At 73.4% G+C, this 23,988-nt stretch carries 24 protein-coding genes; 12 read left to right on the plus strand and 12 right to left on the minus strand.

Annotation, left to right across the window (positions count from 1 at the left end; genetic code table 11):
- Window positions 1–927 carry a carbohydrate ABC transporter permease gene (locus tag ACWD0J_RS06170; RefSeq protein WP_451494569.1) on the minus strand — a complete coding sequence of 309 codons (927 nt, stop codon included), beginning with the start codon at window positions 925–927 and terminating at the stop codon, window positions 1–3.
- Between the two features lie 372 nt (window positions 928–1,299).
- Here ACWD0J_RS06170 and ACWD0J_RS06175 point away from each other — a divergent pair, with 372 nt between their 5' ends.
- Together ACWD0J_RS06175 and ACWD0J_RS06180 are read left to right on the plus strand one after the other, a co-directional pair.
- A complete protein-coding gene (locus tag ACWD0J_RS06175) occupies window positions 1,300–2,301 on the plus strand; it encodes a LacI family DNA-binding transcriptional regulator (protein WP_451494657.1) in 1,002 nt (333 codons plus the stop codon).
- Between the two features lie 302 nt (window positions 2,302–2,603).
- On the plus strand, window positions 2,604–3,149 hold the full coding sequence (locus ACWD0J_RS06180; RefSeq protein ID WP_451494570.1) for a hypothetical protein: 546 nt from the start codon (window positions 2,604–2,606) through the stop codon (window positions 3,147–3,149).
- Between the two features lie 820 nt (window positions 3,150–3,969).
- On the opposite strand, the gene ACWD0J_RS06185 is transcribed toward ACWD0J_RS06180, so the two are convergent.
- Both ACWD0J_RS06185 and ACWD0J_RS06190 read right to left on the minus strand, forming a co-directional pair.
- A complete protein-coding gene (locus tag ACWD0J_RS06185; protein WP_451494571.1) occupies window positions 3,970–5,226 on the minus strand; it encodes an MFS transporter in 1,257 nt (418 codons plus the stop codon).
- A gap of 387 nt (window positions 5,227–5,613) precedes the next feature.
- Entirely contained in the window at window positions 5,614–6,177 is a 564-nt protein-coding gene (locus ACWD0J_RS06190) for a hemerythrin domain-containing protein (protein WP_451494572.1), read from the minus strand.
- 300 nt (window positions 6,178–6,477) lie between these two features.
- Here ACWD0J_RS06190 and ACWD0J_RS06195 point away from each other — a divergent pair, with 300 nt between their 5' ends.
- On the plus strand, window positions 6,478–7,662 hold the full coding sequence (locus ACWD0J_RS06195) for an amidohydrolase (protein WP_451494573.1): 1,185 nt from the start codon (window positions 6,478–6,480) through the stop codon (window positions 7,660–7,662).
- Window positions 7,663–7,678: 16 nt separating this feature from the next.
- Here ACWD0J_RS06195 and ACWD0J_RS06200 read toward each other — a convergent pair whose 3' ends face one another.
- The 3 genes from ACWD0J_RS06200 to ACWD0J_RS06210 all read right to left on the minus strand — a co-directional run bounded on the left by ACWD0J_RS06200 (window position 7,679) and on the right by ACWD0J_RS06210 (window position 9,464).
- Window positions 7,679–8,410, minus strand: coding sequence for a metallophosphoesterase family protein (locus ACWD0J_RS06200; RefSeq protein WP_451494574.1), 732 nt, complete (start codon window positions 8,408–8,410; stop codon window positions 7,679–7,681).
- Window positions 8,407–8,676: a BON domain-containing protein gene (locus ACWD0J_RS06205; protein WP_451494658.1), complete on the minus strand. Its 270-nt coding sequence runs from the start codon at window positions 8,674–8,676 to the stop codon at window positions 8,407–8,409. Before ACWD0J_RS06205 ends, ACWD0J_RS06200 begins: the two co-directional genes overlap by 4 nt.
- 95 nt (window positions 8,677–8,771) lie before the next feature.
- Window positions 8,772–9,464 carry a nucleotidyltransferase family protein gene (locus ACWD0J_RS06210; RefSeq protein ID WP_451494575.1) on the minus strand — a complete coding sequence of 231 codons (693 nt, stop codon included), beginning with the start codon at window positions 9,462–9,464 and terminating at the stop codon, window positions 8,772–8,774.
- A gap of 224 nt (window positions 9,465–9,688) precedes the next feature.
- Between ACWD0J_RS06210 and ACWD0J_RS06215 the strand changes: the two genes are divergently transcribed.
- Window positions 9,689–10,021 (plus strand): hypothetical protein, encoded by a 333-nt coding sequence (locus ACWD0J_RS06215; RefSeq protein WP_451494576.1) that lies wholly within the window; start codon window positions 9,689–9,691, stop codon window positions 10,019–10,021.
- Window positions 10,022–10,280: 259 nt separating this feature from the next.
- A complete protein-coding gene (locus tag ACWD0J_RS06220) occupies window positions 10,281–11,939 on the plus strand; it encodes a catalase (RefSeq protein ID WP_451494577.1) in 1,659 nt (552 codons plus the stop codon).
- A gap of 96 nt (window positions 11,940–12,035) precedes the next feature.
- Here ACWD0J_RS06220 and ACWD0J_RS06225 read toward each other — a convergent pair whose 3' ends face one another.
- Window positions 12,036–12,569 carry a DoxX family protein gene (locus ACWD0J_RS06225; RefSeq protein WP_451494578.1) on the minus strand — a complete coding sequence of 178 codons (534 nt, stop codon included), beginning with the start codon at window positions 12,567–12,569 and terminating at the stop codon, window positions 12,036–12,038.
- Window positions 12,570–12,798: 229 nt separating this feature from the next.
- Here ACWD0J_RS06225 and ACWD0J_RS06230 point away from each other — a divergent pair, with 229 nt between their 5' ends.
- A complete protein-coding gene (locus ACWD0J_RS06230; RefSeq protein WP_451494579.1) occupies window positions 12,799–13,221 on the plus strand; it encodes an SRPBCC family protein in 423 nt (140 codons plus the stop codon).
- Between the two features lie 141 nt (window positions 13,222–13,362).
- Here ACWD0J_RS06230 and ACWD0J_RS06235 read toward each other — a convergent pair whose 3' ends face one another.
- Both ACWD0J_RS06235 and ACWD0J_RS06240 read right to left on the minus strand, forming a co-directional pair.
- Complete coding sequence (locus tag ACWD0J_RS06235) at window positions 13,363–13,914, minus strand: hypothetical protein (protein WP_451494580.1); 552 nt, start codon at window positions 13,912–13,914, stop codon at window positions 13,363–13,365.
- Between the two features lie 13 nt (window positions 13,915–13,927).
- Window positions 13,928–14,188 carry a hypothetical protein gene (locus tag ACWD0J_RS06240; RefSeq protein ID WP_451494581.1) on the minus strand — a complete coding sequence of 87 codons (261 nt, stop codon included), beginning with the start codon at window positions 14,186–14,188 and terminating at the stop codon, window positions 13,928–13,930.
- A 348-nt stretch (window positions 14,189–14,536) separates the two neighbouring features.
- On the opposite strand from ACWD0J_RS06240, the gene ACWD0J_RS06245 reads away from it, so the two are divergent.
- The 4 genes from ACWD0J_RS06245 (at window position 14,537) to ACWD0J_RS06260 (ending at window position 18,539) form a co-directional block, all read left to right on the plus strand.
- Window positions 14,537–16,522, plus strand: a complete 1,986-nt coding sequence (locus ACWD0J_RS06245; protein ID WP_451494659.1) for a DUF1996 domain-containing protein — start codon at window positions 14,537–14,539, stop codon at window positions 16,520–16,522.
- A 152-nt stretch (window positions 16,523–16,674) separates the two neighbouring features.
- Window positions 16,675–17,511: a lysozyme gene (locus ACWD0J_RS06250; protein WP_451494582.1), complete on the plus strand. Its 837-nt coding sequence runs from the start codon at window positions 16,675–16,677 to the stop codon at window positions 17,509–17,511.
- A 4-nt stretch (window positions 17,512–17,515) separates the two neighbouring features.
- Window positions 17,516–17,791, plus strand: a complete 276-nt coding sequence (locus ACWD0J_RS06255; RefSeq protein ID WP_451494660.1) for a hypothetical protein — start codon at window positions 17,516–17,518, stop codon at window positions 17,789–17,791.
- Window positions 17,792–17,900: 109 nt separating this feature from the next.
- Window positions 17,901–18,539: a class I SAM-dependent methyltransferase gene (locus ACWD0J_RS06260; protein WP_451494583.1), complete on the plus strand. Its 639-nt coding sequence runs from the start codon at window positions 17,901–17,903 to the stop codon at window positions 18,537–18,539.
- A 100-nt stretch (window positions 18,540–18,639) separates the two neighbouring features.
- Here ACWD0J_RS06260 and ACWD0J_RS06265 read toward each other — a convergent pair whose 3' ends face one another.
- On the minus strand, window positions 18,640–20,256 hold the full coding sequence (locus tag ACWD0J_RS06265; RefSeq protein ID WP_451494584.1) for a glycerol-3-phosphate dehydrogenase/oxidase: 1,617 nt from the start codon (window positions 20,254–20,256) through the stop codon (window positions 18,640–18,642).
- Window positions 20,253–20,849, minus strand: coding sequence for a TetR/AcrR family transcriptional regulator (locus ACWD0J_RS06270; protein WP_451494585.1), 597 nt, complete (start codon window positions 20,847–20,849; stop codon window positions 20,253–20,255). Before ACWD0J_RS06270 ends, ACWD0J_RS06265 begins: the two co-directional genes overlap by 4 nt.
- A gap of 115 nt (window positions 20,850–20,964) precedes the next feature.
- On the opposite strand from ACWD0J_RS06270, the gene ACWD0J_RS06275 reads away from it, so the two are divergent.
- Window positions 20,965–22,587 (plus strand): FAD-binding oxidoreductase, encoded by a 1,623-nt coding sequence (locus ACWD0J_RS06275; protein WP_451494586.1) that lies wholly within the window; start codon window positions 20,965–20,967, stop codon window positions 22,585–22,587.
- A 154-nt stretch (window positions 22,588–22,741) separates the two neighbouring features.
- Entirely contained in the window at window positions 22,742–23,623 is an 882-nt protein-coding gene (locus ACWD0J_RS06280) for a diacylglycerol/lipid kinase family protein (RefSeq protein WP_451494587.1), read from the plus strand.
- A 100-nt stretch (window positions 23,624–23,723) separates the two neighbouring features.
- On the opposite strand, the gene ACWD0J_RS06285 is transcribed toward ACWD0J_RS06280, so the two are convergent.
- Window positions 23,724–23,975: a hypothetical protein gene (locus tag ACWD0J_RS06285; RefSeq protein WP_451494588.1), complete on the minus strand. Its 252-nt coding sequence runs from the start codon at window positions 23,973–23,975 to the stop codon at window positions 23,724–23,726.
- Window positions 23,976–23,988: the final 13 nt, after the last annotated feature.

Consider the following 23,988-nt stretch of genomic DNA (forward strand, 5'->3'; position numbering starts at 1 on the left):
TCACGCTCCCTTGCGCATGCCGCGCAGCTGCACGACATAGGCGATCACCATCGTGATCAGCCCCATGATGATGGCCACCGTCGCGGAGTAGTTGTGCTGCTGGCCGTTGAAGGACAGCGAGTACGTGTAGAAGTTCGGGGTGAAGTCGGTCGTGATGGCGTTGCGGGCCAGCGGACGCAGGATGTTCGGCTCGTTGAAGAGCTGGAAGCTGCCGATGATGGAGAAGATCGTCGCGATGACGAGGGCGCCGCGGATCGCGGGCAGCTTGATCGCGGTGATGACGCGGATCTGTCCGGCCCCGTCGATCTCCGCCGCCTCGTACAGCGACTGCGGGATGACCCGCAGCGCCGAGTAGAAGATCAGCATGTTGTAGCCGACGAACTCCCAGGTGACGATGTTGCCGATCGACGCCAGCACCAGGTCGGGCGAGAGCGGGTCCGGCAGGGTGACGCCGAACGCCTCGTTGATGTCGCCGACCAGCCCGTACTTCGTGCCGTACATGAAGCCCCACATCAGGGTGGCGACGACGGCGGGCACCGCGTACGGCAGGAAGATCGAGATGCGGAAGAAGCTCTTGCCGTACAGCCGCCCGCTGTCCAGCGCCAGCGCCACCAGCAGGGCGATGCCCAGCATGATCGGCACCTGGATGCACAGGAAGAGCGAGACCCGGCCGAGCGAGGCCCAGAACTGGTCGTCCTTGAGGGCCTGCGTGTAGTTGTCGAGGCCGACGAAGGTGTTCCCGCCGATGAGCTGGTTGCGATAGAGGCTCAGATAGACCGAGTACACGATCGGAGCCAGGAACACCAGGGCGAACACGGCCACGAAGGGACCGATGAAACCCCACCCCGTCCAGGAGCGGCGGTCCCGTTTCGCCGGGGGCGGTGCCGGCCGCGCCTGGGCGGCCGCCGGCGGTTGCAGCGTCGTCATGTCGTTCCTCGCTCGTCCACGTCCTGGAACTGGCGGAGGCGGCCTGGCCCCCGTGACCGGTGCCGCGCCCACCGCTGACGTCTACGCGGACATCAAGCCAACCGGAAAAGCGGTGAGCTGTTATGTTTACGTAAACATCCGATGGCGGCATGTCTACACTGCCCCGTTGACGGGGGTCAAGGGTCCCCGGGGTAACGGTGACGTGATCAGCGGTGGAGAGGTGGCGGACGGCGAGTGGACACGGCTGAGGCAACGCCGGCGAGCGTGCCCGGACCGGCCGCGGAAGCGGTCGGCGGGCCCGTGGACGTGAGCGGCGGCGGGCCGAAACGCGCCCGTGGCCGGACCCGGGGCCACGGACGGGCCAGCGCCTCCATGGCGGACGTGGCCCGGCTGGCAGGCGTCTCGTCGCAGACCGTGTCCCGGGTCTCCAACGGCTACGCGGGTGTGAACGAGGAGACCCGCCGGCAGGTCCTCGCGGCGATGAAGGAGCTCGGCTACCGGCCCAACAGCGCGGCCCGCGCCCTCAAGCGCGGCGAGTTCCGCACCATCGGCGTCATCACCTTCTCGCTGTCCACCACCGGCAACGTGCGCACACTGGAGGCCATCGCCAACTCCGCGGCGCACGAGGGGTACGCGGTGACGCTGCTGCCGGTCGCCGTACCGACCCAGGACGAGGTGCGGGGCGCCTTCTCCCGGCTGGAGGAGCTCGCGGTCGACGCGGTGATCGTCATCATGGAGGTCCACCTCCTGGACGCGGCCACGGTGACCCTGCCGCCGCACGTCCAGGTGGTGGTGGTCGATTCCGACGCCGGCGACCGCTACACGGTCGTGGACACCGACCAGGCCGGCGGCAGCCGTGCGGCCGTCCGCCATCTCCTCGGCCTGGGGCACCGGACCGTATGGCACCTGGGCGGGCCCGAGGGCTCGTTCGCGGCCCAGCGCCGCGCCGACGCCTGGCGCGCGGCCCTCGCCGAGGCCGGCCGTGCCGCGCCGCCCCTCGTGCGGGGCGACTGGTCGGCGGAGTCCGGCTACCGCGTCGGCCTCGAACTCGCCGCCCGCGAGGAGTGCACCGCCGTCTTCGCGGCCAACGACCAGATGGCACTGGGCCTGCTGCGCGCCCTGCACGAGCGCGGACGGCACGTGCCGGACGACGTCAGTGTCATCGGCTTCGACGACATCGCCGAGGCGAGTTCCTTCCTGCCGCCGCTCACCACCCTCCACCAGGACTTCGCCGAGGTGGGCCGGCTGTGCGTGGAGGCGGTGCTGCGCAAGGTGCGCCAGGAGGGGCCGGAGCGGGGGACGACGCTGGTGCCGACCCGGCTGGTGCTGCGGGCGAGCACGGCTCCGCCGCCCGGAAACCAGGGGCGGGTTTGAGGGACGGGTTCTGGGGGGCGGGCTCTGATGGGTGGTCCTGGGGGGTGGTCGTTGATGACGGGCTCTGGCGGGCGGCCTTGGGGACGGTCTCCGGCGGGCGGGTCTGAGGGACGGGGGCCTGAGGGGCGGGCCTGAGAGACGGGTCTGACACCCGGGCGGCGTCGGTCGGGGCGGCCGTCGGGCCTGGTCCGGTGTGGCCGAGGCCACGTCACCGACTAGGTCCGGGCCATGCCCGACTGGTCTGACCTCGGGCTACCGTGCTGTGCAGTCTCCCTGTCCCCACCGCAACAGTTCGGACGGCCGTGCTCGCAGATCTCTCTCCTCTCATAGCGGCGACCGCCCAGTGGCTGACACGCGCCTACCCGTCGGGCGGCGGCGCGCTCGCCTCCGCGCTGTGCGAGGTGCAGGCCCGGCAGGCCGTGACCGTCGCCGCCTGGCTGCGGTATCCGACGCCGATGGACGCCGCGCTGGTCCAGATGGCAGGACCCGGCGGCTCCGCCCGGCTGGACTGGATCACCGGCGGTGACCGGACGGGCGCCCTGGACGAGGACGCGGACGAGGACGCCTGGCGGACCTGGGTCGACGAGGTCGTCGCGAGCTGGGCGGCCTGCCTGCTCACCGACCCGGATCTGGCCGCCCTCGCGGTCACCGCGGTCGCCGCGGTCGCCGAGGGCGGCCACACGGCCGCCGGTGCGGCCTTCGAGTTCCGCCGCCTGACCGCACCCGACGAGACGGACCGCCGGGCAGCGGCACTCCTGCGCCACCCCGACCTCCTCGCCCCCGTGGCCGAACTGCACCAGGGGCAGCTTCTGGCGTGCCTGGGGCCGGGACAGGCACTGATCGCTTGACGGCGGGGTGGGTGTGCCGGCCGCTCGACGGCGGGATGGGCCCCTCGCTCAGGTAGGGACGCGTGCTGGTCGCCGGGGTCGGAACGGGTGCCCTGCGCCCTTGTGACGACGCGTTGCCCGGCGCTTGGCCGTGGCGTGGGTCGGCTGTGCCCGGGACCTGGGCCGCTCCGGGGGCCGTGTCTCTCAAGGTCGGACGTGCGTGTTGTCCGCTCTGTGACGGAGCGGTGCTCGGGGCTTGGCCCTGGTCCTGGGGCGGGTCGGCCGTGGCCGGGACCAAGGGGCCGGTGGGGACATGCCCCTGAGGTTGGGACGCGTGTGCTGTCCGCTTCGTGACGGAGCTTGCCCGGCGCCTGGCCCTGGCGTGGGTCGGCTGTGCCTGGGACCTGGGGCCGGTCAGGGGCACGTGCCTGAGGTGTGACGGAGCGGTGCTCAGTGCCTGGCCCTGGTCCTGGGGGCGGGTCGGCCGTGGCCGGGCCAAGGGGCCGGTCGGGGGCATGTCCCTGAGGTGTGACGGAGCGGTGCTCGGTGCCTGGCCTTGGTCCTGGGGGCGGGTCGGCCGTGGCCGGGGGCCAGGGCCGGTCGGGGCATGTGCCTGAGGTCGGGACGTGTGTCGACCGCTTCGGGGCGGAACGCTGCTCGGTGCCTGGCCGCCCATAGGCCCGGAGGTACGCGGGGCCTACGGGCGGCCGGAGCGGGTGTGCGGGGTCCGGGACCCCGGTCGGCCGGGGTGGGCGCGCGGGGTCCGGGACCTGTCGGCCGGGGCGGGCGCCTGCCGGCCACCAGGTGGGGTGACGCCTCTGCGAGCATGCCGCCGTACCGCTCAGGCAGCCGTGCCCAGTGCCGCCCGGACCGGCAGGTCGCCCTCCTCCGTCCTCAGGACCACCGCGGTCGTACGGCGGGCCCGGAGCGCGAAACCCGCTCCGATCGTGCCGGCGATGGTCAGCCCGCCGAGGACGAGGGCGCCGCGGGCGCCGGCCAGTTCCATGAGGAGTCCGAGGGCGGGTGGTCCGCCGAGGCCCCAGACCGTACCGATGCTGCCCCACACGCCGAGGACGCGACCCCGCAGACGGGCCGGCGGGTCGGTCTGCAGGACGGCCGTGCCGGCGGTGTCGGAGACGGACTCCACGACCGCCATCGGCAGGACGAGCACCAGCAGCACGGCGATCGACGGCGACAGCCCCGCCGCCACCTGAAGCAGGGCGCCCGCGGCCGCCAGAGTGCCCACCAGCCGTACGGAGGGCCGGCGCAGGCGGGCACCGAGCACCGCGCCGAGGATCCCGCCGACGGCGAGCACCGTGGAGACCGTCCCGAACGCCTCGGCACCGCCCGCGAGGGGGCCGGTGACCAGCACCGCCAGGGTGAGTCCGTAGTTGCGGCCGAAGACCGAGCTGATCCCGGTGACACCGGCGAGCGCGACCAGGCGGGGCCGGCGGGCGAAGAACACCACCCCCTGCCGTACGGTCATGCCGGAGCCCGTGTCGCGCGGCACCGCGGCCGTACCCGCCGTCGCCCCGGCCTGCCGGGCGGCCCCGGGCGCCGGGCGCAGGAACGGGACGACCGAGGCCACGAAGAGGAACGACAGACCGTTGGCGGCGTACGCGGCGGCCGTGCCGAGGAAACCGATCGTCACGCCGGCCAGGGCCGTCCCCACGAGCCGGCCGGCGCTGTGCACCAGCGCGCCCACCCCGATCGCGGAGGGGACGTCCTCGGGCGGGACGAGGTCGTTGCCCAGCAGGGCGCAGGCCGGTCCGTCGACCGTGGCGACGACACCGGTCACGGCGGCCAGGACGAGCAGCGTCGTCAGGTCCAGCCGGTCCAGCGCCACGAGCACGGCCATGACGAACGCGACGGCGCCCAGCAGCGCCTGGCTGACGGAGGCCGTCAGCTTCCGGGGCCAGCGGTCGACGGCCGCGCCGCCCACCAGGCTCATCAGCAGGGCGGGTGCGGCCTGCACGGACATGGACAGTCCGGTCGCGGCGGCCGATCCGGTGATCTGGAGGACCAGCAGGTTCTGGACCGTGAGCTGCATCCAGGTACCGGCGTTGGACACGAAGTTCGCGACGGACCACCAGCGCATGCTGCGGTGCCTCAGGGACCGCCACGGGGAACGCGAGGGGCCCTTCGGCGACGGGGAGGCGGATTCCGGCGCAGGGGAGAGCGGGGCAGGGGTGAGGGAGGAAGACACAGTGCGGCACTCGGAGACGAGTCGGAGACTCAGGCAGGGGTATCGGCGGGAGACGGGAACGCCGGCTGCGCTGCGCGGTCGGTCCGAAGTGCCGGGACACGGCGCGCTCATGGTGCCAGAAGGGACCGGTGAGTGGACTCCGGCGAGCCCCGCGCCGCTGCCGCTCCCGCCGCCAAACGGCAGCCGACGGGCGGGACTTGGCCCTCCGAGTGTGGTTGATCACAGTACGAGGGGCCCGTCGCCGTCGCGACGGGCCCCTCATCGTGTGCCTCGGGCGCGTCAGCCCTGCTTGCCGCGTCCCGTCAGGGCGTCACGCAGCCGGTCGACCAGCCCGGCACCCGGTGCCAGCAGTTTGTTCGCCGGGGGCTTGTCCGGGGCGGACGGGTGCGGCCGGGTCGGCGCCACCTTCTTGGCCGTCCGCACCTTGTCCCCGAGATCGTTCAGCGCCTCCGCCGAGCAGGCGAGGCGCAGCTCGGGGAAGAGGTTCTCCTCCTCGTCGGCGATGTGGGAGCGGATCTCGCTCATCAGCATGCCGACCAGCCGGTCGAACTCGGGGTCGCCCGGCTCGAAGCCCTCCAGGTCCTTCATGATCTGCTCGGCCTCGGCGTGGTCCTCGAGCTCCCGGTCGGCCAGGGCGTTCCCGTCCGCCAGGTGCTCGCGCACCGCCGGGTAGAGGTAGGCCTCCTCGGCCACCGAGTGCCGCACCAGCTCCATGGTGACCTGGTCCGCGTACACCTTGCGGTCCTTGTCACCCGACGGCAGCGACTCGATCCGGCCGAAGAGCTCCTCGACCTCCCGGTGGTCGGTCACCAGCTCGTCGACGACGTCTCCTCCGTGTCCCATGCCTTTCACCTCCAGCCAGGGGGTGGCGGCTCCGGAGCGGGCCCGCCACCCGGCCCGAGTGCCCCTGACGGGGCGTCCTAGGCCTGGTCACAGCTCACGCCCGGACCGGCCGGAGCCGCCGGGGCCCCGGGTGCCGCGGATGCCGCGGGCAGGGCGCCTCGACGGAGGCATCCGTACGGTGTCCGGGCACCCCGCGCTCGCCGGAGCCGTCACGTACCGGCGCGAGGCGGGGGGTGTGGAGCGGGGCGGTCGTTGGAACCCGGACCGCGACACCGCCGCCGTACGACCCGGGAGGCCCACGTGACCGACGCCGTCGACGAACTGCTCGAACGCGTGCGCGAGGAGGTGGCGGTACGGGCGGAGCGGCTGTGGGAGGTCGCGCGGACGCTGCACGCGGATCCGGAGTACGCCTTCGAGGAGCACCGGGCCGCCGCGCTGCTCGGCGCGGAGCTGGAGCGGGAGGGCTTCGCCGTCGAGCACGGCGTGGCCGGACTGCCCACCGCCTTCACCGCGCGGGCGGGTGCGCGTTCCCGGCCGGCCGTGGCCCTGCTGCTGGAGTACGACGCGCTGCCCGGTCTCGGGCACGCCTGCGGCCACAACCTGATCGCCGCCGCCGGACTCGGTGCCGCGCTCGCCGCGCGGGCCGTGCTGGACGGGCACGAGGGCACGGTGTGGGCCGTGGGCACACCCGCCGAGGAAGGCGGCGGCGGGAAGGTCACCCTGGTGGAGGCCGGACTGTTCGACGGGATCGACGCCGCGCTGATGTTCCATCCCGGCGTGCACAGCTGGCAGTGGGCGCCGCTGACCGCGCAGGCGCAGTACCGGGTCGGCTTCCACGGGCGGGCCGCCCACCCCACCGGAAACCCCGCGGAGGGCATCGACGCCCTCGCGGCGCTCATCCAGCTGTTCAACACCCTCGCCGTGGTCGGCCGGCGGCTGCCGGAGGGCTCGCACGTCCAGGGCATCATCACGGACGGCGGCCGGGCGACGAACATCGTCCCCGAGTACGCGGAGGGCCTGTTCGGTCTGCGCGCGGCGACGACCGAGGCCCTGGAGGACCTGGCGGGGGAGCTGCTCACCTGCGCGCACGGCGTGGCCCGGGCGACGGGCACGACGGCCGCGGTGGAACGGGTCACGCCCCGCTACGAGCACTTCCGCGACAGCGCGGTGCTGTCCGGGCGGTTCGCCCGGCACCTGGAACACGCCGGCCTCACGGTGACGCCGCCCGCGCCGGGCGTGTACCTGGGCTCCTCCGACATCGGCAACGTCAGCGGGCGCGTGCCGGCCATCCACCCGTTCGTGGCGATCATGGATCCGGACGGCTCCGACCACACCCCCGAGTTCGCCGTCGCGGCCGCGTCCGCACGCGGCCGCGAGGTGCTGACGGCGGCGACGGAGGCGCTGGCCCGCACGGCCGTGGAGGTCCTGCTCCGGCCCGACGTACGCGAGAAGGCGTGGGACGACCACGCGGCCGGCGCCGGATGAGGCGGGGCGGCGGCCGTCAGGCGGCGGTGGTGTGCAGCTGGTACACGTTGAACGCCCGCCGGATGACCGGCTGGGCCACGTTCCGCACCCGGACACCACCGGCCGTCATCCCGTGTTCGGTGCCCGCGTGGGCGTGGCCGTGGACGGCGAGGTCGGCGCCGGCCGTGTCGATCGCCTCGGCCAGCAGGTAGCTGCCGAGGAACGGGTAGATCTCCGGCGGCTCACCGGCGAGCGTGTCGGCCACGGGGGAGAAGTGCGTCAGCGCGACCCGCACTGCGCACCCCTGCCCCGCCAGATCCTCCAGAGCGGTGCGCAGTCCGTCCGCGCTGCGCCGGGTGCAGCGGACGAACTCCTTCATCAGCGGCTCGCCGAACTCCCCGGCGCTGCGGCCGACGAACCCGCCGCCGAAGCCCTTGGTCCCGGCGATCCCGAGGCGGGTTCCGCCGCACTCCACGACCGTGCCCTCGCCCTCCAGCACCGTCACACCCGCCTCCTGGAGGATGCCGGTGACCTTCTCGGGCTGCTCGTCGTGGTGGTCGTGGTTGCCGAGGACGGCGATCACCGGCACCGGCAGCCCCGTCACCTCCTGGGCCACCACCCGTGCCTCCTCCGGTGTGCCGTGCCGGGTCAGGTCCCCGGCCAGCAGCAGCAGGTCGGCGCATTCGGGCAGGGTGTCGAAGGCGGGCCGCAGCAGGCCCTGGCTGTCGGGCCCCATATGGATGTCTCCCACGGCGGCGACGCGGATCACGACAGCTCCTCGGCATGATCGGGGGAGGCGTTGTCCGCCACCACGACGTCGGTGTGCACGGCGAGTCCGGCCAGCTCCTCGTGGACGGTCCGCAGCAGCGTCTCCCGGCACTGCGCGGACGGGACCGTGCCGGTGACCACGACCGCTCCCGCCCGCACTTCGGCCCGTACGCCCAGCTCACCGAGTTCCTCGGCGGCGAGCCGGTCGCGCAGGTGGGCGACCCGGTATTCGACGTTCTCGACGTTCTCGGTGCTCACGGTGCTCACGGTGTTCTCGGTGTTCTTGGCGTTCTCGGTGTTCACGGTGTTCTCGGCCACCCCGCCCGGGTCGCCGGGGCGGGGTACGGCGGGCCGGGGCTCGCTCATCGCTGCTCCTCCTTCGGCCTGGGCTCGATGACGCCCAGCCGTTCCAGGAAGTAGAAGAACGCGTCGGGCATCGGGGCGTCCCCGCAGGCCTCGCGCACCGCGTCCCAGTCGACCTTCTCGCGCAGGGTGCGGGCGATGGGCAGGACGGCCCCGAAGTCGCAGTGGTGCTCGGAGAACGCGGCCAGCAGGCTGTGCACCAGGTCGGTCGGTGCCAGTACCGGCATGAACACCGAGTCGACCGACAGTTCGTGGGCCCGGTCCAGCATCTCCGTCGTGACGGGCTGGTGCGCGAGTTCGAAGATGAGGTCGACCTGCTGGCCGAGGCAGTTCGCCTTCAGCAGCCAGTCCTCCGGCGGTGTGAACACCTGGAGTCCGGCCTCGCGGAGGGTCTCGGCGACGGCCTCGGCGTCCTCGGGCCGGATGCAGAAGTCGACGTCGTGCTGGAGGTTCTGGGTGCTGCCGTGCGCGTACACGGCCACGCTGCCCGCGAGCGCGAACGGATGCCCCTCCCGCTTCAGGATCGCGCCGACCTGTTTGGCGGCCTGCAGGATCGCCTGGTTGCGGTCGAGGGGCAGATCGCCCGTGAGTACCTGGTTCTGAGGCACGAGTTCAAGATCTCCTGTCGCCAGCCGCAGCTCGGCGACGCCGGCGCGCTGGTCGAAAGCGTTGTCGTCGGCGTGCGGCGCCATCGCTGTCCCCTTTCTGGTCGTCCCGTCGCCCGGCCCGCGTCCGGGGCCGCGGGCGCGGGACCATGACGGCGGGCCCCGGGTACCCGGCGTGCCGCCTTCGACACGAGCACGGTGGCGCGGAACGTCCCGTACACCCCGCGGCCACGGCGGCGCGGACGTCCGGAACACCGCGCGAGGTGCCGGGACCGGCCTTTCGGGACGGAGGATCCGGGCACCCGGACCGTATGGACAGCACGGACAGGAGCAGGAGCAGAAGCAGGCGGCAGCCGGCTTCGCCGCCGGAGGAGTACGCGGTCGTCGAGCGGCTCGTACCGGCCTGGCTGCGGGAGACGGAGCGGCACGACGCCGCGGCGGCCCGCGAGGCCCGCGCCGGGTGGGAGCGGGGGTCACTGCCGGCCGGGGCCGCCGAGGACCTGGCCCACTGGGTCACCGCCCGGGTCACCGACACGGGCTTCAACGAGGACGAGGGTCCCTCCGTCGAGGGTGCCGTCCGGATCACCCCGGCGGACAAGGAAGCGGTCCACCGCTGGCTGACGGCGCAGGGGCACCCGCTCTGACACCAGCCGGCCGGCAGACACGGCACACCGCGCCGACGGAGCACGCGCACGCGGCACACCGCGCCGACGCGGCACGCACACGCGGCACACCGGACGGTTTCGCGCCCTGCGGCGACCGGACGGCTCAGAGATCCCGCGCGGGTGTGACGGACCCCGATGGCCGGGTACTCGGAGTGTCCGGCTGCGACCGGCCGGCCGGCGACTGCCGCACCGTCCGGTCTCCTGTCACCGCAGCCACGAGTCGAAGGAGCCCACGAACATGACGGACGTCTCGAGCAAGGGACCCGCCCCCGACGACGACCGCGAGGTGCTCACCAACCGGCAGGGGCACCCGGTCTACGACAACCAGAACCAGCGCACGGTCGGCGCCCGCGGCCCGGCCACCCTGGAGAACTACCAGTTCCTGGAGAAGATCAGCCACTTCGACCGGGAACGCATTCCGGAGCGGGTCGTCCACGCCCGCGGGGTGACGGCGTACGGCTACTTCGAGGCGTACGGCGCCTGGGGCGACGAGCCCATCAGCCGCTACACCAGGGCCAAGCTGTTCCAGGAACGCGGCAAGCGCACCGACCTGGCCGTCCGCTTCTCCACCGTCATCGGCGGCCGGGACTCCTCCGAGGCCGCCCGTGACCCGCGCGGTTTCGCCGTGAAGTTCTACACGGAGGACGGCAACTGGGACCTGGTCGGCAACAACCTGGGTGTGTTCTTCATCCGGGACGCGATCAAGTTCCCGGACGTCATCCACGCCCTGAAGCCGGACCCGGTGACCTTCGAGCAGCAGCCCCGGCGCATCTTCGACTTCATGTCGCAGACGCCCGAGGCGATGCACATGCTGGTCAACCTGTTCAGCCCGCGTGGCATACCGGCGGACTACCGGCACATGCAGGGATTCGGCGTCAACACCTACAAGTGGGTCAACGAGGCCGGCGAGACCAAGCTCGTCAAATACCACTGGATGCCGAAGCAGGGCGTGCGCAGCATGACCGAGGAGGACGCCGCGAACGTCCAGGCGGAGGGTCTCGGCCACGCGACCAAGGACCTGTACGAGGCGGTGGGGCGCGGCGAGTACCCGGAGTGGGAACTGCTCGTCCAGATGATGGACGACCACGACCATCCGGAACTCGACTTCGACCCGCTGGACGACACCAAGACCTGGCCCGAGCAGGAGTTCCCGCCCAAGCCGGTCGGCAAGATGGTGCTGAACCGGATGCCGGAGAACTACTTCGCGGAGAACGAGCAGATCTCCTTCGGCACCGGCGTCCTCGTCGACGGCCTGGACTTCTCCGACGACAAGATGCTCGTCGGCCGCACCTTCTCCTACAGCGACACCCAGCGCTACCGGGTCGGCCCCAACTACCTCCAGCTCCCGGTGAACCAGGCCAAGAACGCCAACGTCCGCACCAACCAGCGCGACGGCATGATGGCCTACCACCAGGACGGCGCGGGCGAGAACCCCGACGTCAACTACGAGCCCTCGATCAGGGGCGGCCTGCGGGAGGCCGAGTACCCCACGCACGACGAGCAGGGGCCGGAGATCGTCGGGCGGCTCACCCGCAAGCGCATCCCCCGCACCAACGACTACATGCAGGCAGGTCAGCGCTACCTGCTGCTGGAGGACTGGGAGCGCGACGACCTGGTCGGCAACTTCGTCAACCTGCTCTCGCAGTGCGACCGGCCGGTGCAGGAACGTATGGTCTGGCACTTCCTGCTGGTCGAGAACGACCTGGGACTGCGCGTCGGTGAAGGGCTCGGCATCAGCCCGGAGGACGTCGCCGGGCTCGAACCGCTCGCGTCCCAGGACCTGACCGACGAGGACCGCGAACGCCTGGCCAACCTGGGCAAGAACCCGCCGCGTGACGTCGAGGGGCTCACCATGACCCACTGCGTCCCGGACGAGCGGCACGTGGTGACGCGGTGATCTGAGCCGCTGACACGCAGATGCGGGGCGCGGGCCACGAGGGCCGCGCCCCGCACCTGTGGCCGGGTCGCGGTGCGGTGGATCAGACAGGCAGCATCAGACAGGCAGCTTGGCGCGGACCCGGCCGGCCGCGGTGGCGGGCCGCGCCGTGGCGCGGACCGAGCGGCGCACCAGGTGGGCGTCGCGGCGCAGGCCACGGGCGGTGTGACGGCTGCGCCACCACACGGAGGGACGGCCGCCGGTGTCGTCGGCCGCGATGAGCAGACCGCCGAGCATGGAGAGGTTCTTCATGAAGTGGATCCGCTGCTGGGCACGCTCAGAGGGGTCCTCGGCCTCCCAGAAGCGGTGTGCCGCCAGGGTGGTCGGCACGAGCGTGGCCGCGATGGCCAGGGCCGCCGGCCGGGGTACGCGTCCCATCCCGAGAAGGACACCCGCCACCACCTGCACGGCCCCGTTGAGCCGTACCACCTGCTCGGTGCGGTCCGGCAGGGCGGAGACCCGTTCGGTGACCGGGCGTACGACGGGCTCGGCGGCCGGGGCCACCTCCTTGGGGTTGCGTACGGAGTTCAGGCCACCGGTGACGAACATGGAGGCGAGCAGGGGACGGCCGGCCAGGCGTAGGAGACTCATGGGCCCTCCTGGGGCGATCGGATGTCGGACAGGGACAGCGGTGCGGGGGGCCGGGTTCCCCACCGGGACCCGGCTCATTCGACGCCTCTGACGGACACGGACGGCCGACGCGGCCGATCCGGTCGCCACGGGCTCGGTTCCGGCTCGGTCCCGGCTCGGTTCCGGTTGGGTTCCGGCAGACCGGGAACGCGTCCTGCCGAACGCCACGACCGGATGGACGGTGTGCCCCATGACCGAGTACGAACGTTCCCGCACGATGCCGGCCCGGCCCGAGCAGATCTTCGACCAGGCGGCCCACGTGGACCAGCTCGACGAGTGGCTGCCGGGGACGCTGCACGTGCGCGCCGGCGACCTGCCGGCCGTCACGGTGCACGAGGACCGCCACGACGAGGACACCCGCGCCCTGTTGCAGGTCCGGCCCGAGCAGTTGCGTCTCGAATGGGGCACCCGCGACCAGGGCGGCTACGCCGGCTGGCTCCAGGTCGCGGGCCTCGACAGCGGGGCCAGCGAGGTGACCGTGCACCTGTCGTTCTTCGACGACAGCCACGACCCGGGCCGACAGGACGTGCACGACGCCCTCGACAGCAGTCTGCGGCGCCTGGAGGAGCAGGTGCGGCTGCACGTCGACGATGTCGACGACGCGGCGGGCTGACTACGGGTTGACCGCTGACTACGGGTTGACCGGGGCCCGCCCCTACGGATTGACCGAGGCCCGCCCACCGCGGCCCCTCCGGCACCGCCCGCCGTGAGGCTCGCGAGGCGGACAGCGGGTGTCCGGCCCTGCCCGTGCCGCTCACCGGCCGGGGGCGTCCGCCCCTTCGACGGCGGGCCGCCGCTCGTCCTTCAGCGCCCGGTCCATGTGCCGCAGCCGGCGGATCTGGACCCCGCCGAACCAGGCCATCCACCCCAGGAAGCCCCCGCAGAACAGGGCCAGTGCCACGGTCGCCCGGGGCTCGGCCGTCAGCGCCGTGCCCACCACGACGGCGGCGCACAGCGCGCACAGCAGCACCAGGGCGGCCCGGCGGTGACGGGTGCGGTGCAGCCGTTGCCCGACCAGCTCCCGCATGGCCCGCCGCTCCTCGGGAGCCGACGGCACGTCACCCTTGCGCAGCTTGGCGTCCAGGGACACGACGTCCTCGGACGAGCCGCCGATCGCACGCTTCTCCCGGGTCCGCACGACCAGCAGGACGATCACGCCGCCGATCGACGAGAAGGCGACCCGCGGCAGCACCGACGCCGCCGAGTTCCCCGGAAAGAGCACCAGGACGACCGCGGCGGCGCACAGGACGGACAGCACGACCTGGAGCCACAGGTTCCTGGCCAGCAGCACGTTGAGTTTCTCCACGCTGCTCGCCCCGCTAGAGCCGCGTCCGGCGCCGGATCGCCGTGACCCGCAGGGTCAGCGCCACGGCCAGTAGCACCCACGCCACCGTGCAGTACGCCCACGCCGTCGCGCCGCGGGCCAGGCCGACGGAGCTCCAGACCGCCCACAGGGCGAGCACCGCGCACAGGGCGGTCCACGCGATGTCTGCGACGCGGGTACGCAGCTGCGCGCGCTGCCCGGTCCCCGGTTCGAGTGTGCCGAGGCCGGTACTTCCCGGCTCTTCCCTCACCGTCACGAGCCCATCCCTTCCCTCGCACGTCTGTGGACCTTTCGTGTACCCGACAGGATGTCCACCATGCGGACGAGGGCGGGCCGTCGGCTGTTCCACGGGGCCCTCGGCGTACGTCCGTTGTCCCAGACGGGGCCGTCCGCCCCGCCCGGTCGGGCGAGTGGGGTTCCAAGATCTCGTGGAAGGTTTCTGTGAATTCCCGGGATCGTTGAACACCCGGGGGCCGGCGTGCGTATGGGGCGGGGGATGTCCATGTTCGACCGGTCGACAGGCGCAGGAGTTACTTCCGTGGGACGCAACAGGCGCAGACGCCCGACAGGCGCACGACGTGCGACCTCTGCCGCAGTGGCACTCATGCTGGGTGGTGGTGGATTGGTTGCCGTCAATGTGTACGCATCCGCCACCGAGGGAGGCGATGGCGAGGGGCAGCCGAGTGCGCAGGCTCCGAGAGCCGCCACCGTCGACTGCCCGGACGTCGGCGCCGAGTTGACGACTGTGCCGGACGAGGCGCGGGTGGACGTCGACAAGGAACTCGCCTTCCTGGACCAGCAGATCGCCGAGGCCTACCAGCGGCTCCAGGACCCGGCGACGGCCGCGCGGTTCAGCAGTGACGACGCGGTCGCCGAGGGGATCACCGATCCGCTGGGGGAGGAGCGCGCCGCGACGATCGAGCGGATCGCCGCCGCGATCGACCGGGTCGGGGACCGCCCGGAGGGGCTCGACGCCCTGGCGCCCTGCACCCTGCGCAAGGCCGAGAACCAGGACGCCGGAGCGGACGGCGGTCAGGAACAGGACGAGGACGCCCAGGGCGGGCAGGGCCAGGACGGCGGGCAGCCGGGCAACGGCGGTCAGGCCGGCAACGGCCCCGTCGCCGGCGACTACGCCGACATCACCACCGTCCAGCCCGCCGCACAGAGCCCGCAGGCCCAAGGGGGCGGCTCCCGCGGCACCTTCGCCACCAGCTGCGGAGTGAACGAGAACGGCCTGTTCAACTCGGACAACGTGATCGTCGCCCCGGGCGTCTCCAACGGGGCGCACCACTTCCACGACTACGTCGGCAACCAGTCCAACGACGCCTTCGCGAGCGACGACGACCTGGCGAACGCCGAGACGAGTTGCGTGGACCAGGACGACAAGTCGTCCTACTTCTGGCCCGTGTTGCGGTTGCAGAACGGCACCCAGGAGCAGGACGCCGACGCCCCCGGCGGCGGTGTCGAGGGCAACGCCGGTGAGATCGTCACCCCCAAGCAGGCCACCCTCACCTTCGTGGGCAACCCGCGCAGCAAGGTCACGGCCATGCCGCGGCTGCTGCGCATCATCACCGGCGACGCCAAGGCGTTCGTCAACGGACCCGCCAACGCCAACGCGTCCTGGAGCTGCACCGGGTTCGAGGACCGGCAGTTGAAGGACAAGTACCCGCTGTGCCCGCAGGGCAGTGACGTGGTGCGCACCTTCAGGTTCCAGAGCTGCTGGGACGGACGCAACATCGACAGCGCCAACCACCGTACCCACGTGGCCTTCGCGCAGGCGGACGGCTCCTGCCCGGCCGGCTTCCAGGCGATCCCGCAGCTCGTGCAGCGCATCGTCTACGACGTCGACGCGCCGAGCCTGCGGGACGGTGGCCGGACGACCCCGCTGTTCGCCGTGGACTCCTTCCCCGAGCAGCTGCACAAGCCCGTCACCGACCACGGCGACTTCATCAACGTCTTCGGCGACGACCTGATGGGGGAGATGGTCGACTGCATCAACGACGGCCGCCGCTGCGACGCGGGCGCGGACGGAGACGGGGGCGCCGGCGGTGGCGCCGGCGGTGACACCAGCGGGGACCAGGGCTCCGGCCCCGACGAGAAGCCGACGCAGCAGCCGACGGAGCAGCCGACGCCGCCCGCCTCGGACGCCCCGGGCGCGGGGAACGGCGACGCCGGGTCCGGCGGCGCGGGCGGCGAGCAGACCGCGCAGCCCCCGGCCGCCACGCCGAGTGCCACCGCGTCGGAGAGTGACACGCCCGCCGAACCCGCCGGCGGCAACCCCGGCGGCGGCAACCCCATCGGCGACAACCCGAAGGCCGACACCTCGCCCTCGACCGCCCCGACCGTGAGCGCCGCCTCGACCGAGCCCGAGGACCAGGTGGAGGCCCAGGACATCGGCGAGGCGGTCAGCTCCCGGGCCCCGACGGTCGGTGCCGTGGCGCAGCCTTCCGCGGACTCGGGGACCGAACCGCAGGCGGCCGGGGGCAATCTCGCCGAGACCGGTACGCAGTTGTGGCCGGCCGCGGCCGGAGCAGTACTGCTGATCTGCGGTTTCGTTCTGTTCCTGCGCACCAGGCGCGGGTCCGCGTGAGCCGTGGACGGCGGTACCCGTGAGCCGTGGACGGCGGTACCCGTGAGCCGTGGACGGCAGTACCCGTGAGCCGTTGGCAGGAGCGGCGTACGGGAGCGGCGTTCACTCCCACGGATCAGTAGCCCGAGCCGTGGGAGCGGGTCGCGGGTCAGATGGAGTCCGTGCACATATCCATCACCGCGGCCCTGAGCCGCTCCCGTCTCCTGGCGGCCGGCGTCCTGCTCGCCGCCTGTTCCGTCCACCTCACCCCGCCCGCCGCCTCCGCGGCGGGCGAACCCACCCCCGCCCGCGGCTCCGCCTTCATGGGCATGGGCGTCGAGGCCCACGACGGCCGCGGCGGCCTCCCCGCCGACACCCGGGCCACTCAGACCGAGGGCGTCGACGTCGCCAGCTACCAGGGCGCCGTCGCCTGGTCCACCCTGTGGGACAGCGGGGTCCGCTGGGCCTACGCCAAGGCGACCGAGGGCACCTCCTACAAGAACCCCCGCTTCTCGCAGCAGTACGGCGGTTCGTACGCCGTGGGCATGGTCCGCGGGGCGTACCACTTCGCGACCCCGGACAGCTCCGGCGGCGCCGCCCAGGCCGACTACTTCGTCGACCAGGGCGGCGGCTGGTCCAAGGACGGCCGGACGCTGCCCGGCGCCCTCGACATCGAGTGGAACCCGTACGGCGCCGCCTGCTACGGCAAGACCCAGAGCGCGATGGTCGCCTGGATCCGTGACTTCCTGGACCGGTACAAGGCGCGTACCGGCCGTGACGCCGTCATCTACACGGCCACCAGCTGGTGGACCCAGTGCACCGGCAACTACGCCGGCTTCGCCTCCGCCAACCCCCTGTGGATCGCCCGCTACGCCTCGACCGCGGGCACCCTCCCGGCCGGCTGGAGCACGTACACGATGTGGCAGTACACCTCCACCGGACCGACCGTCGGCGACCACGACAAGTTCAACGGGTCCGTGGAGAAGCTGTGGGCGCTCGCCCATGGCTGAGCACCTGACGCACGTGTTCGAGGAACTGGTGGCGAAACAGCGTGCGGCGGACCAGGCACACAACCGGGTCGAGGAACTGCGGCACTCGTTCGGCCCGCCCACGGAGCACAAGTGGACCCAGCAGCAGACCGCCACGTACGAGACCGCGTGGCGCGCCTGGCGCGACCTGGACCGTGACGCCCGCTCCACGCTCGCGGAGTACGCGAAGGAGCGGGGCCGGCCGCGGCAGGAGGTCCAGGCGGACGTGGAGGCGGCCGTGCGGCGTCTGGCACCGGAGTAGCCCGGAGCGGGGCGCCCCTGTTGCGGTATCGGCAACTTTGATTGCTCCTGCGGTCTGTCCCGGCGGACGCTTCCTGTGACGAACCGTCGTGATCCGTGCAGGAGGCGCCATGAACCCCGTCCGTCCGACCCAGGCCGCCGAGTTCTGGGAGGCCCGTTACCAGGGCGGCGACCGTATCTGGAGCGGCCGCCCCAATCTGCTGCTCGTGCGCGAGGTGAGCGATCTCGCGCCGGGCAGCGCGCTCGATCTGGGATGCGGTGAGGGGGCGGACGCGGTGTGGCTGGCCTCGCGCGGCTGGCGGGTCACGGGCGTCGACGTCTCGCGTACGGCCCTGGACCGCGCGGCCGGACACGCCGCCGACGCCGGCGTCGGCGACCGCATCAGGTGGGAGCGGCACGAGCTGGGCGTGACGTTCCCCGAGGGGTCCTTCGACCTGGTGAGTGCCCAGTTCCTGCAGTCCCCGGTGCCGCTGGACCAGGACGCGGTCCTGGCGCGGGCGGCCGGCGCGGTGGCGCCGGGCGGCACGCTCCTGGTCGTCATGCACGCCGGATGGCCGTCCTGGCAGCGGGAGGCGCCCTTCGACGTGGACTTCCCCACGCTCGATGGTGTGCTGACGGCCCTCGCGCTGCCGGAGGCGGGCTGGACCGTGGAAACCCTGGAAGCGGTACGCAAGCCGAGCGTCTCCCCCGAGGGGATCGAGGGCCACCGCGACGACAACGTGTGGCGGATCCGACGCACCGGCAGCTGACGCGCCGACGCCTCGGCGTCCCGGCGGTGCGGCTCCCGGGAGCCGGACTTCCCGGTGGCGCGGCCCCCGGGAGCCCCGGCCTCCCCAGCGGCCCGGTGCCTCAGCCCCGCTCCGTCATCGCCTCGCCCAGGATGTCGCGGGCCGCCTCCAGTGCCGCCGTGCGGTCGGCGGGTACCAGCCCGATCCGGGTGCGGCGGTCGAGGAGGTCGGCCTCGTCGAGTGCTCCCTCGTGGCGTACCGCCCACAGCAGTTCGGCCCGGGTGACGGGATGGCCCGGCACCGCGGGTTCGCGCAGCCGGAGGTCGCTCGCGCCGAGCGCGTGGACGGCCGCGGCCTCGGTGCCGTAGCGCATGACCAGGTGCCGGGGTGCCGGCACGCCGCCGAGGACGTGCGGTGCCGCGGCGCCGACGAGCGGGAGCGAGGCGGTGGGGGAGGGACCGGCGGGGAGGCGGCGGACGGCGACGGCGGTGTCGACGGCGTCCTCGGCCATCCGCCGGTAGGTGGTGAGCTTGCCGCCGACCACGGTGACCACACCGTCCGGTGAGGTCAGCACCGCGTGCCGGCGGGAGATGTCGGCGGTCCGGGCCGCCGTACCGGAGTGCGCCGAGGTGTCCAGCAGCGGGCGCAGTCCGGCGAACGCCCCCACGACGTCGGCGCGTCGGACGGGGACGTCCAGGACGGAGCCGAGGACGTCCAGCAGGAAGCCGATGTCCGTCTCGGGGGCCTCGGGCACGTCCGGGACGTCGCCCTCGACGGGTTCGTCGGTGAGCCCGACGTAGACCCGGCCGTCGTCCTGGGGCAGGACGAGGACGAAACGGCTGGTCTCCCCGGGCACCGGGATGTGCAGGCCCGCGGGGAGCGGGCCGAGGCGCTCCGCGCGCAGGACGAGGTGGGTGCCGCGCGAGGGCCGTATCCGGATGCCGTCGACCAGGCCGCCCGCCCACACGCCGGCGGCGTTGATGACCGCGCGGGCGCGGATGTGGCCCTCCTGGCCGGTGAGCTCGTCGCGTGTCCGGGCGCCGGAACCGGTGAGTTCCAGGGCCCGGACGCGGGTCAGGACGCGGGCGCCGTGTGCGGCGGCGGTGCGGGCGAGCGCGGTCACCAGACGGGCGTCGTCGGTGAGCCGGCCGTCCCAGGACAGCAGGCCGCCGCGCAGGCCGCCGGTGCGCAGCGCCGGAGCCAGGTGGCGGGTCTCCACCGCGGACAGCCGGCGCGGCGCGGGCAGGGTGGCCCGGGCCGTGCGGGCCGCCAGGCGCAGGGCGTCACCGGCCCGGAAACCGGCCCACGCCAGGGCGGCCTGACCGCGCGGCACCAGCCCGGTCAGCGGCAGTACGAACGGCTGGGCGCGGACCAGGTGCGGCGCGGTGCGCTCCATCAGCACCCCGCGCTCGACCGCGCTCTCGTGCGCCACACCGAGCTGCGCGGAGGCGAGATAACGCAGCCCGCCGTGGATCAGTTTGGAGCTCCAGCGGGAGGTGCCGAACGCCAGGTCGTGGGCGTCGACGGCGACGACGTCCAGGCCGCGGGCGGCGGCGTCCAGGGCGGCTCCGGCACCGGTCGCGCCGAGGCCGACGACCAGGACGTCCACGACGGGCCCCTCGACGGTGGCGGCCAGTTCGCGCGAGCGCCGCGCGGCGGACAGGGACGACGACCGGTCCGGCGACCGCTTCGAGGACCGGGACGGCGGGCCGTACGGCAGGCTGCTGGTCGGGCTCATGGGGTGAGGGTCCTCTCCAGGACGGTCCGCAGCTCCCCGAGGAAGGCCGCGCCGGTCAGCTCGGTGTCGTCCTCGTCGGTCATGGTCCGCAGCGACAGGGTGAAGGACTGCACGATCAGCAGTACGGAACGTGCCTGGCGCTCCACGTGGCCCGGGCGTACCGACCCGTCGGCGTGGCCTTCCCGCAGCGCCTCGGCGAGCAGTCCCAGCAGGGCGATCTGACTGGCGCCGCGCCGGTCCAGCACGTAGGGCAGGAGCAGTTCGGGATCGACGTCGACGATCTTGCGGAACAGAGGATGGGCGCGGAAGGCGTCCACCCCGGCGACCAGCCCGTCGACGATCAGCGTCCGCGCGTCCGCTCCGGGGCGCCGCCCGGGCATGGCCCGGGTGGCCACGCCGACCCATTCCCGGGTCATCAGGTCGCCGACCAGGGTCCGGACGTCGGGCCAGCGCCGGTAGAGGGTCATCCGGGAGACCCCGGCGCGGCGGGCCACGTCGGTCAGGGTGGTGCGGCGGACCCCGACGGCCAGGACGCAGTCGCGCACCGCGTCGAGGACCGCGTCGTCCGAGCTGTTGTGACGAATAGGCGTCATGTGTCACAGTGTAACGCCTCGCGGCCTTGAGCAGACCGATCGGCTCCACCAGGGACGCGAGCGCAGGACGAGGGCGGGGTGTTCCCGTGCCGGACCGACCGTGAGGACGACAGTCATGGACATGCTGTGGAGTGGCTGGGGTGACCCGGCCAGGGCCCGGCCGTTGCCGGACACGGTGGCCGGGCTCTTGCGCGACCTGCTCGGCGTCGAGGCGCGCGGCACGCAGCCGGTCGCCCTCGGGGAGATCACCGTCCCGCCCTCGCCCCTGTCCCCGGCCGCACGCCGGTCCCTGTCGGCCGCGGTCGGCGGCGAGGAACACGTGCACACCGGCGCGGAGACCCGGATCCGGCACACCCGCGGCAAGTCCACCCCCGACCTGCTGCGGATGCGGGACGGTGACGTCGACGACGTTCCGGCGGCCGTCGTCCTCCCGGCGGGCCACGACGAGGTGCTCGCCGTGCTGCGGGCCTGTGCCGGACACGGCCTGGCGCTCGTCCCGTTCGGCGGCGGCACCTCCGTGGTCGGCGGTCTCGCCCCCGGCCGGCGGCGCCCCTTCGTCGCCCTGGACCTGCGGCGCATGGACCGCCTGCTCGCCCTCGACCCGGTCTCCCGCACCGCCACCCTGCAACCCGGCCTGCGCGCCCCGCGGGCCGAGGCGCTCCTGGCCGAACAGGGCTTCACGCTCGGCCACTTCCCCCAGTCCTACGAGTGGGCCACCATCGGCGGTTTCGCCGCCACCCGCTCCAGCGGACAGGCGTCCGCGGGCTACGGCCGCTTCGACGAGACGGTCCTCGGCCTCACCCTCGCCACCCCCGAGGGCTCCCTGGACACCGGCCGCGCCCCGCGTTCGGCCGCCGGACCCGACCTGCGCCAGCTGATCCTCGGCTCCGAGGGAGCGTTCGGTGTCATCACGTCCGTGACGGTCCGGGTCCGCCCGGTCCCCGAGGTCCGCCGCTACGAAGGCTGGCGCTTCGCCTCCTTCGCGGACGGCACCGCCGCCCTGCGCCGGCTCGCCCAGGACGGGCCGCGCCCCACGGTCCTGCGGCTGTCCGACGAGACCGAGACCCTGATCGGCCTCGCCCGGCCCGAGACCCTCGGCTCCTCCCCGACGCCGCAGCCGGACGGCTCCTCACCCGCACCGCGGTCCGACGGCTGTACGGCCGTCGTCGGCTTCGAGGGCACGACGCAGGACACCGCGTACCGCCGGGAACGGGCCGCCGAGGTCCTGCGCGACTGCGGCGGAACGCCCCTCGGTGAGGAACCGGGACGGCGCTGGGCCGACGGCCGCTACGCGGCGCCCTACCTGCGCGACTCCCTCCTCGACGCGGGGGCCTTCGTGGAGACCCTGGAGACGGCGGCCTTCTGGTCCGGTGTCCCCGCGCTGTACGCCTCGGTCCGGGAAGCCCTCACCGGAACGCTCACCGACGCGGGCACCCCGCCCCTGGTCATGTGCCACATCTCCCACGTCTACGAGAACGGCGCCTCGCTCTACTTCACCGTGGTCTCGGCCCAGGGCGACGATCCCCTGGCGCACTGGGCCCGGGCCAAGCACGCCGCGAACGACGCGATCCTCGCCGCGGGCGGCACCATCAGCCACCATCACGGCGTGGGCACCGACCACCGCGACTGGTACGTCCGGGAAGCGGGCGCTCTCGGTGTCGACGCCCTGCGCGCGGTCAAACGCCGCCTGGACCCGGCCGGACTGCTCAGCCCCGGGGTGCTGCTGCCCGCGGACTGACCCGCACCCTGCCCGCGCCATCGGCCCTGGCCCATCGCGCGGGACCGGCCCGCGCCCAGGGGCGCCCTACGATCCCAGGGCCCGCACGCCCACGCTCCGCCCCGCACCCCGGCTCCCACCGGCCCCCGACCCCGTCAGCCCCGGAGGCATCCGTATGCGACAGTTCACCGCCGTCGTCAACCCCACCGCCGGTGGCTCCGCCGGCGCCGCGGCCCTGCTCGCGGTGGCGCGGCTGCTGCGGGAGGCGGGGGCCGGGCTGGACACCGAGTACAGCCGCAGCCTCGGCCACGCCCAGGACCTCGCCCGGCAGGCGGGGGAGCGGGGGCGGGTGGTCCTCGCCGTCGGCGGCGACGGCATCACCGGCCGGGTCGGCGGAGCCCTCAGCGGCACCGACGCCCTGTTCGGGATCGTCCCGGCCGGCCGCGGCAACGACTTCGCGCGGGCGCTGGGACTGCCCGCCGACCCGGACGCCCTGGCCCGGATCCTGCTGCGCCACCAGCCACGTCCGGTGGACACCATCGAGGTGCGTTCGGCGTTCCACGACCGCGCGGTCGTGCTCGGCAGCGTGTACGCCGGCGTCGACGCGGTGGCCAACCGCCACGCCAACCACGCGAGACTCCTGCGCGGCACCGCCTCCTACTACGCGGGCGGCCTCAGGGCGGTCGCCACCTGGCGGCCGGTGCGCTACCGGGTCACCGTCGACGGCGAGGAACACCCGCACACCGGCTACACGGTGGTGGCCGCCAACTCCGGCTGCTACGGCTCCGGCCGCGTCATCGCCCCCGACGCCCGCCTCGACGACGGTCTGCTGGACGTCGTACTGATCCGCGAGGCACCGCGCCGGCTGTTCTTCGCCCTGATGAACGAGCTCAGGTCGGGCACCCACGTCCGCCGTCCCGAGGTGCGCGTCCTGCGGGGCAGGGAGATCCGTGTCGAGGCGGACCGCGCGGTGCCCTACGGCGCCGACGGCGAGGTCGACGCGGTCCTGCCCGTCACCGTGAAGGTGCTGCCCGGGGCGCTGCGCGTGCTGTGCTGAGCCGCCGGGCGGCCGGCGCCGGCCGCCCGAACCGGCGTGATCCGGTCACCGACGGCGGTTCAGACGGGGCGGTTCAGGCGGGGCGGTTCAGGCGGGCGGTTCAAGTGATCGTCTCGCCGTCGTGGGTCCCGCCCTGGCAGCGCACCGTGTACGAGTTCGTGCCCGCCCCGTCCGCCGTGACGATGATCATGCCGCCCCCCTGGACGCAGTCGCTCGCGGAGATGTCGGCCGGCCCGTGCGCGGCACCGCGGCCGGCGGGACCGTGCGCAGGCGGCCCGGCGGCCTGAGCGGAGCCGGCGGACAGCACCGCCACGGTCAGCGCCGCGGCCAGGACATGGGGCGACACGTTCATGGGGGTCTCCTTC

It is taken from the genome of Streptomyces sp. NPDC003011 (assembly GCF_053591515.1).

Coding starts and splice junctions, on each gene's coding strand:
- ACWD0J_RS06275 (WP_451494586.1), top strand. CDS start 20,965: ATGGACATGCTGTGGAGTGGCTGGGGTGACCCGGCCAGGGCCCGGCCG.
- ACWD0J_RS06185 (WP_451494571.1), bottom strand. CDS start 5,226: ATGCGCTGGTGGTCCGTCGCGAACTTCGTGTCCAACGCCGGTACCTGG.
- ACWD0J_RS06210 (WP_451494575.1), bottom strand. CDS start 9,464: ATGGCGCCGCACGCCGACGACAACGCTTTCGACCAGCGCGCCGGCGTC.
- ACWD0J_RS06245 (WP_451494659.1), top strand. CDS start 14,537: ATGCTGGGTGGTGGTGGATTGGTTGCCGTCAATGTGTACGCATCCGCC.
- ACWD0J_RS06250 (WP_451494582.1), top strand. CDS start 16,675: ATGGAGTCCGTGCACATATCCATCACCGCGGCCCTGAGCCGCTCCCGT.
- ACWD0J_RS06230 (WP_451494579.1), top strand. CDS start 12,799: ATGACCGAGTACGAACGTTCCCGCACGATGCCGGCCCGGCCCGAGCAG.
- ACWD0J_RS06270 (WP_451494585.1), bottom strand. CDS start 20,849: ATGACGCCTATTCGTCACAACAGCTCGGACGACGCGGTCCTCGACGCG.
- ACWD0J_RS06190 (WP_451494572.1), bottom strand. CDS start 6,177: ATGGGACACGGAGGAGACGTCGTCGACGAGCTGGTGACCGACCACCGG.
- ACWD0J_RS06215 (WP_451494576.1), top strand. CDS start 9,689: ATGGACAGCACGGACAGGAGCAGGAGCAGAAGCAGGCGGCAGCCGGCT.
- ACWD0J_RS06225 (WP_451494578.1), bottom strand. CDS start 12,569: ATGAGTCTCCTACGCCTGGCCGGCCGTCCCCTGCTCGCCTCCATGTTC.
- ACWD0J_RS06170 (WP_451494569.1), bottom strand. CDS start 927: ATGACGACGCTGCAACCGCCGGCGGCCGCCCAGGCGCGGCCGGCACCG.
- ACWD0J_RS06260 (WP_451494583.1), top strand. CDS start 17,901: ATGAACCCCGTCCGTCCGACCCAGGCCGCCGAGTTCTGGGAGGCCCGT.
- ACWD0J_RS06220 (WP_451494577.1), top strand. CDS start 10,281: ATGACGGACGTCTCGAGCAAGGGACCCGCCCCCGACGACGACCGCGAG.
- ACWD0J_RS06280 (WP_451494587.1), top strand. CDS start 22,742: ATGCGACAGTTCACCGCCGTCGTCAACCCCACCGCCGGTGGCTCCGCC.
- ACWD0J_RS06285 (WP_451494588.1), bottom strand. CDS start 23,975: ATGAACGTGTCGCCCCATGTCCTGGCCGCGGCGCTGACCGTGGCGGTG.
- ACWD0J_RS06175 (WP_451494657.1), top strand. CDS start 1,300: ATGGCGGACGTGGCCCGGCTGGCAGGCGTCTCGTCGCAGACCGTGTCC.
- ACWD0J_RS06265 (WP_451494584.1), bottom strand. CDS start 20,256: ATGAGCCCGACCAGCAGCCTGCCGTACGGCCCGCCGTCCCGGTCCTCG.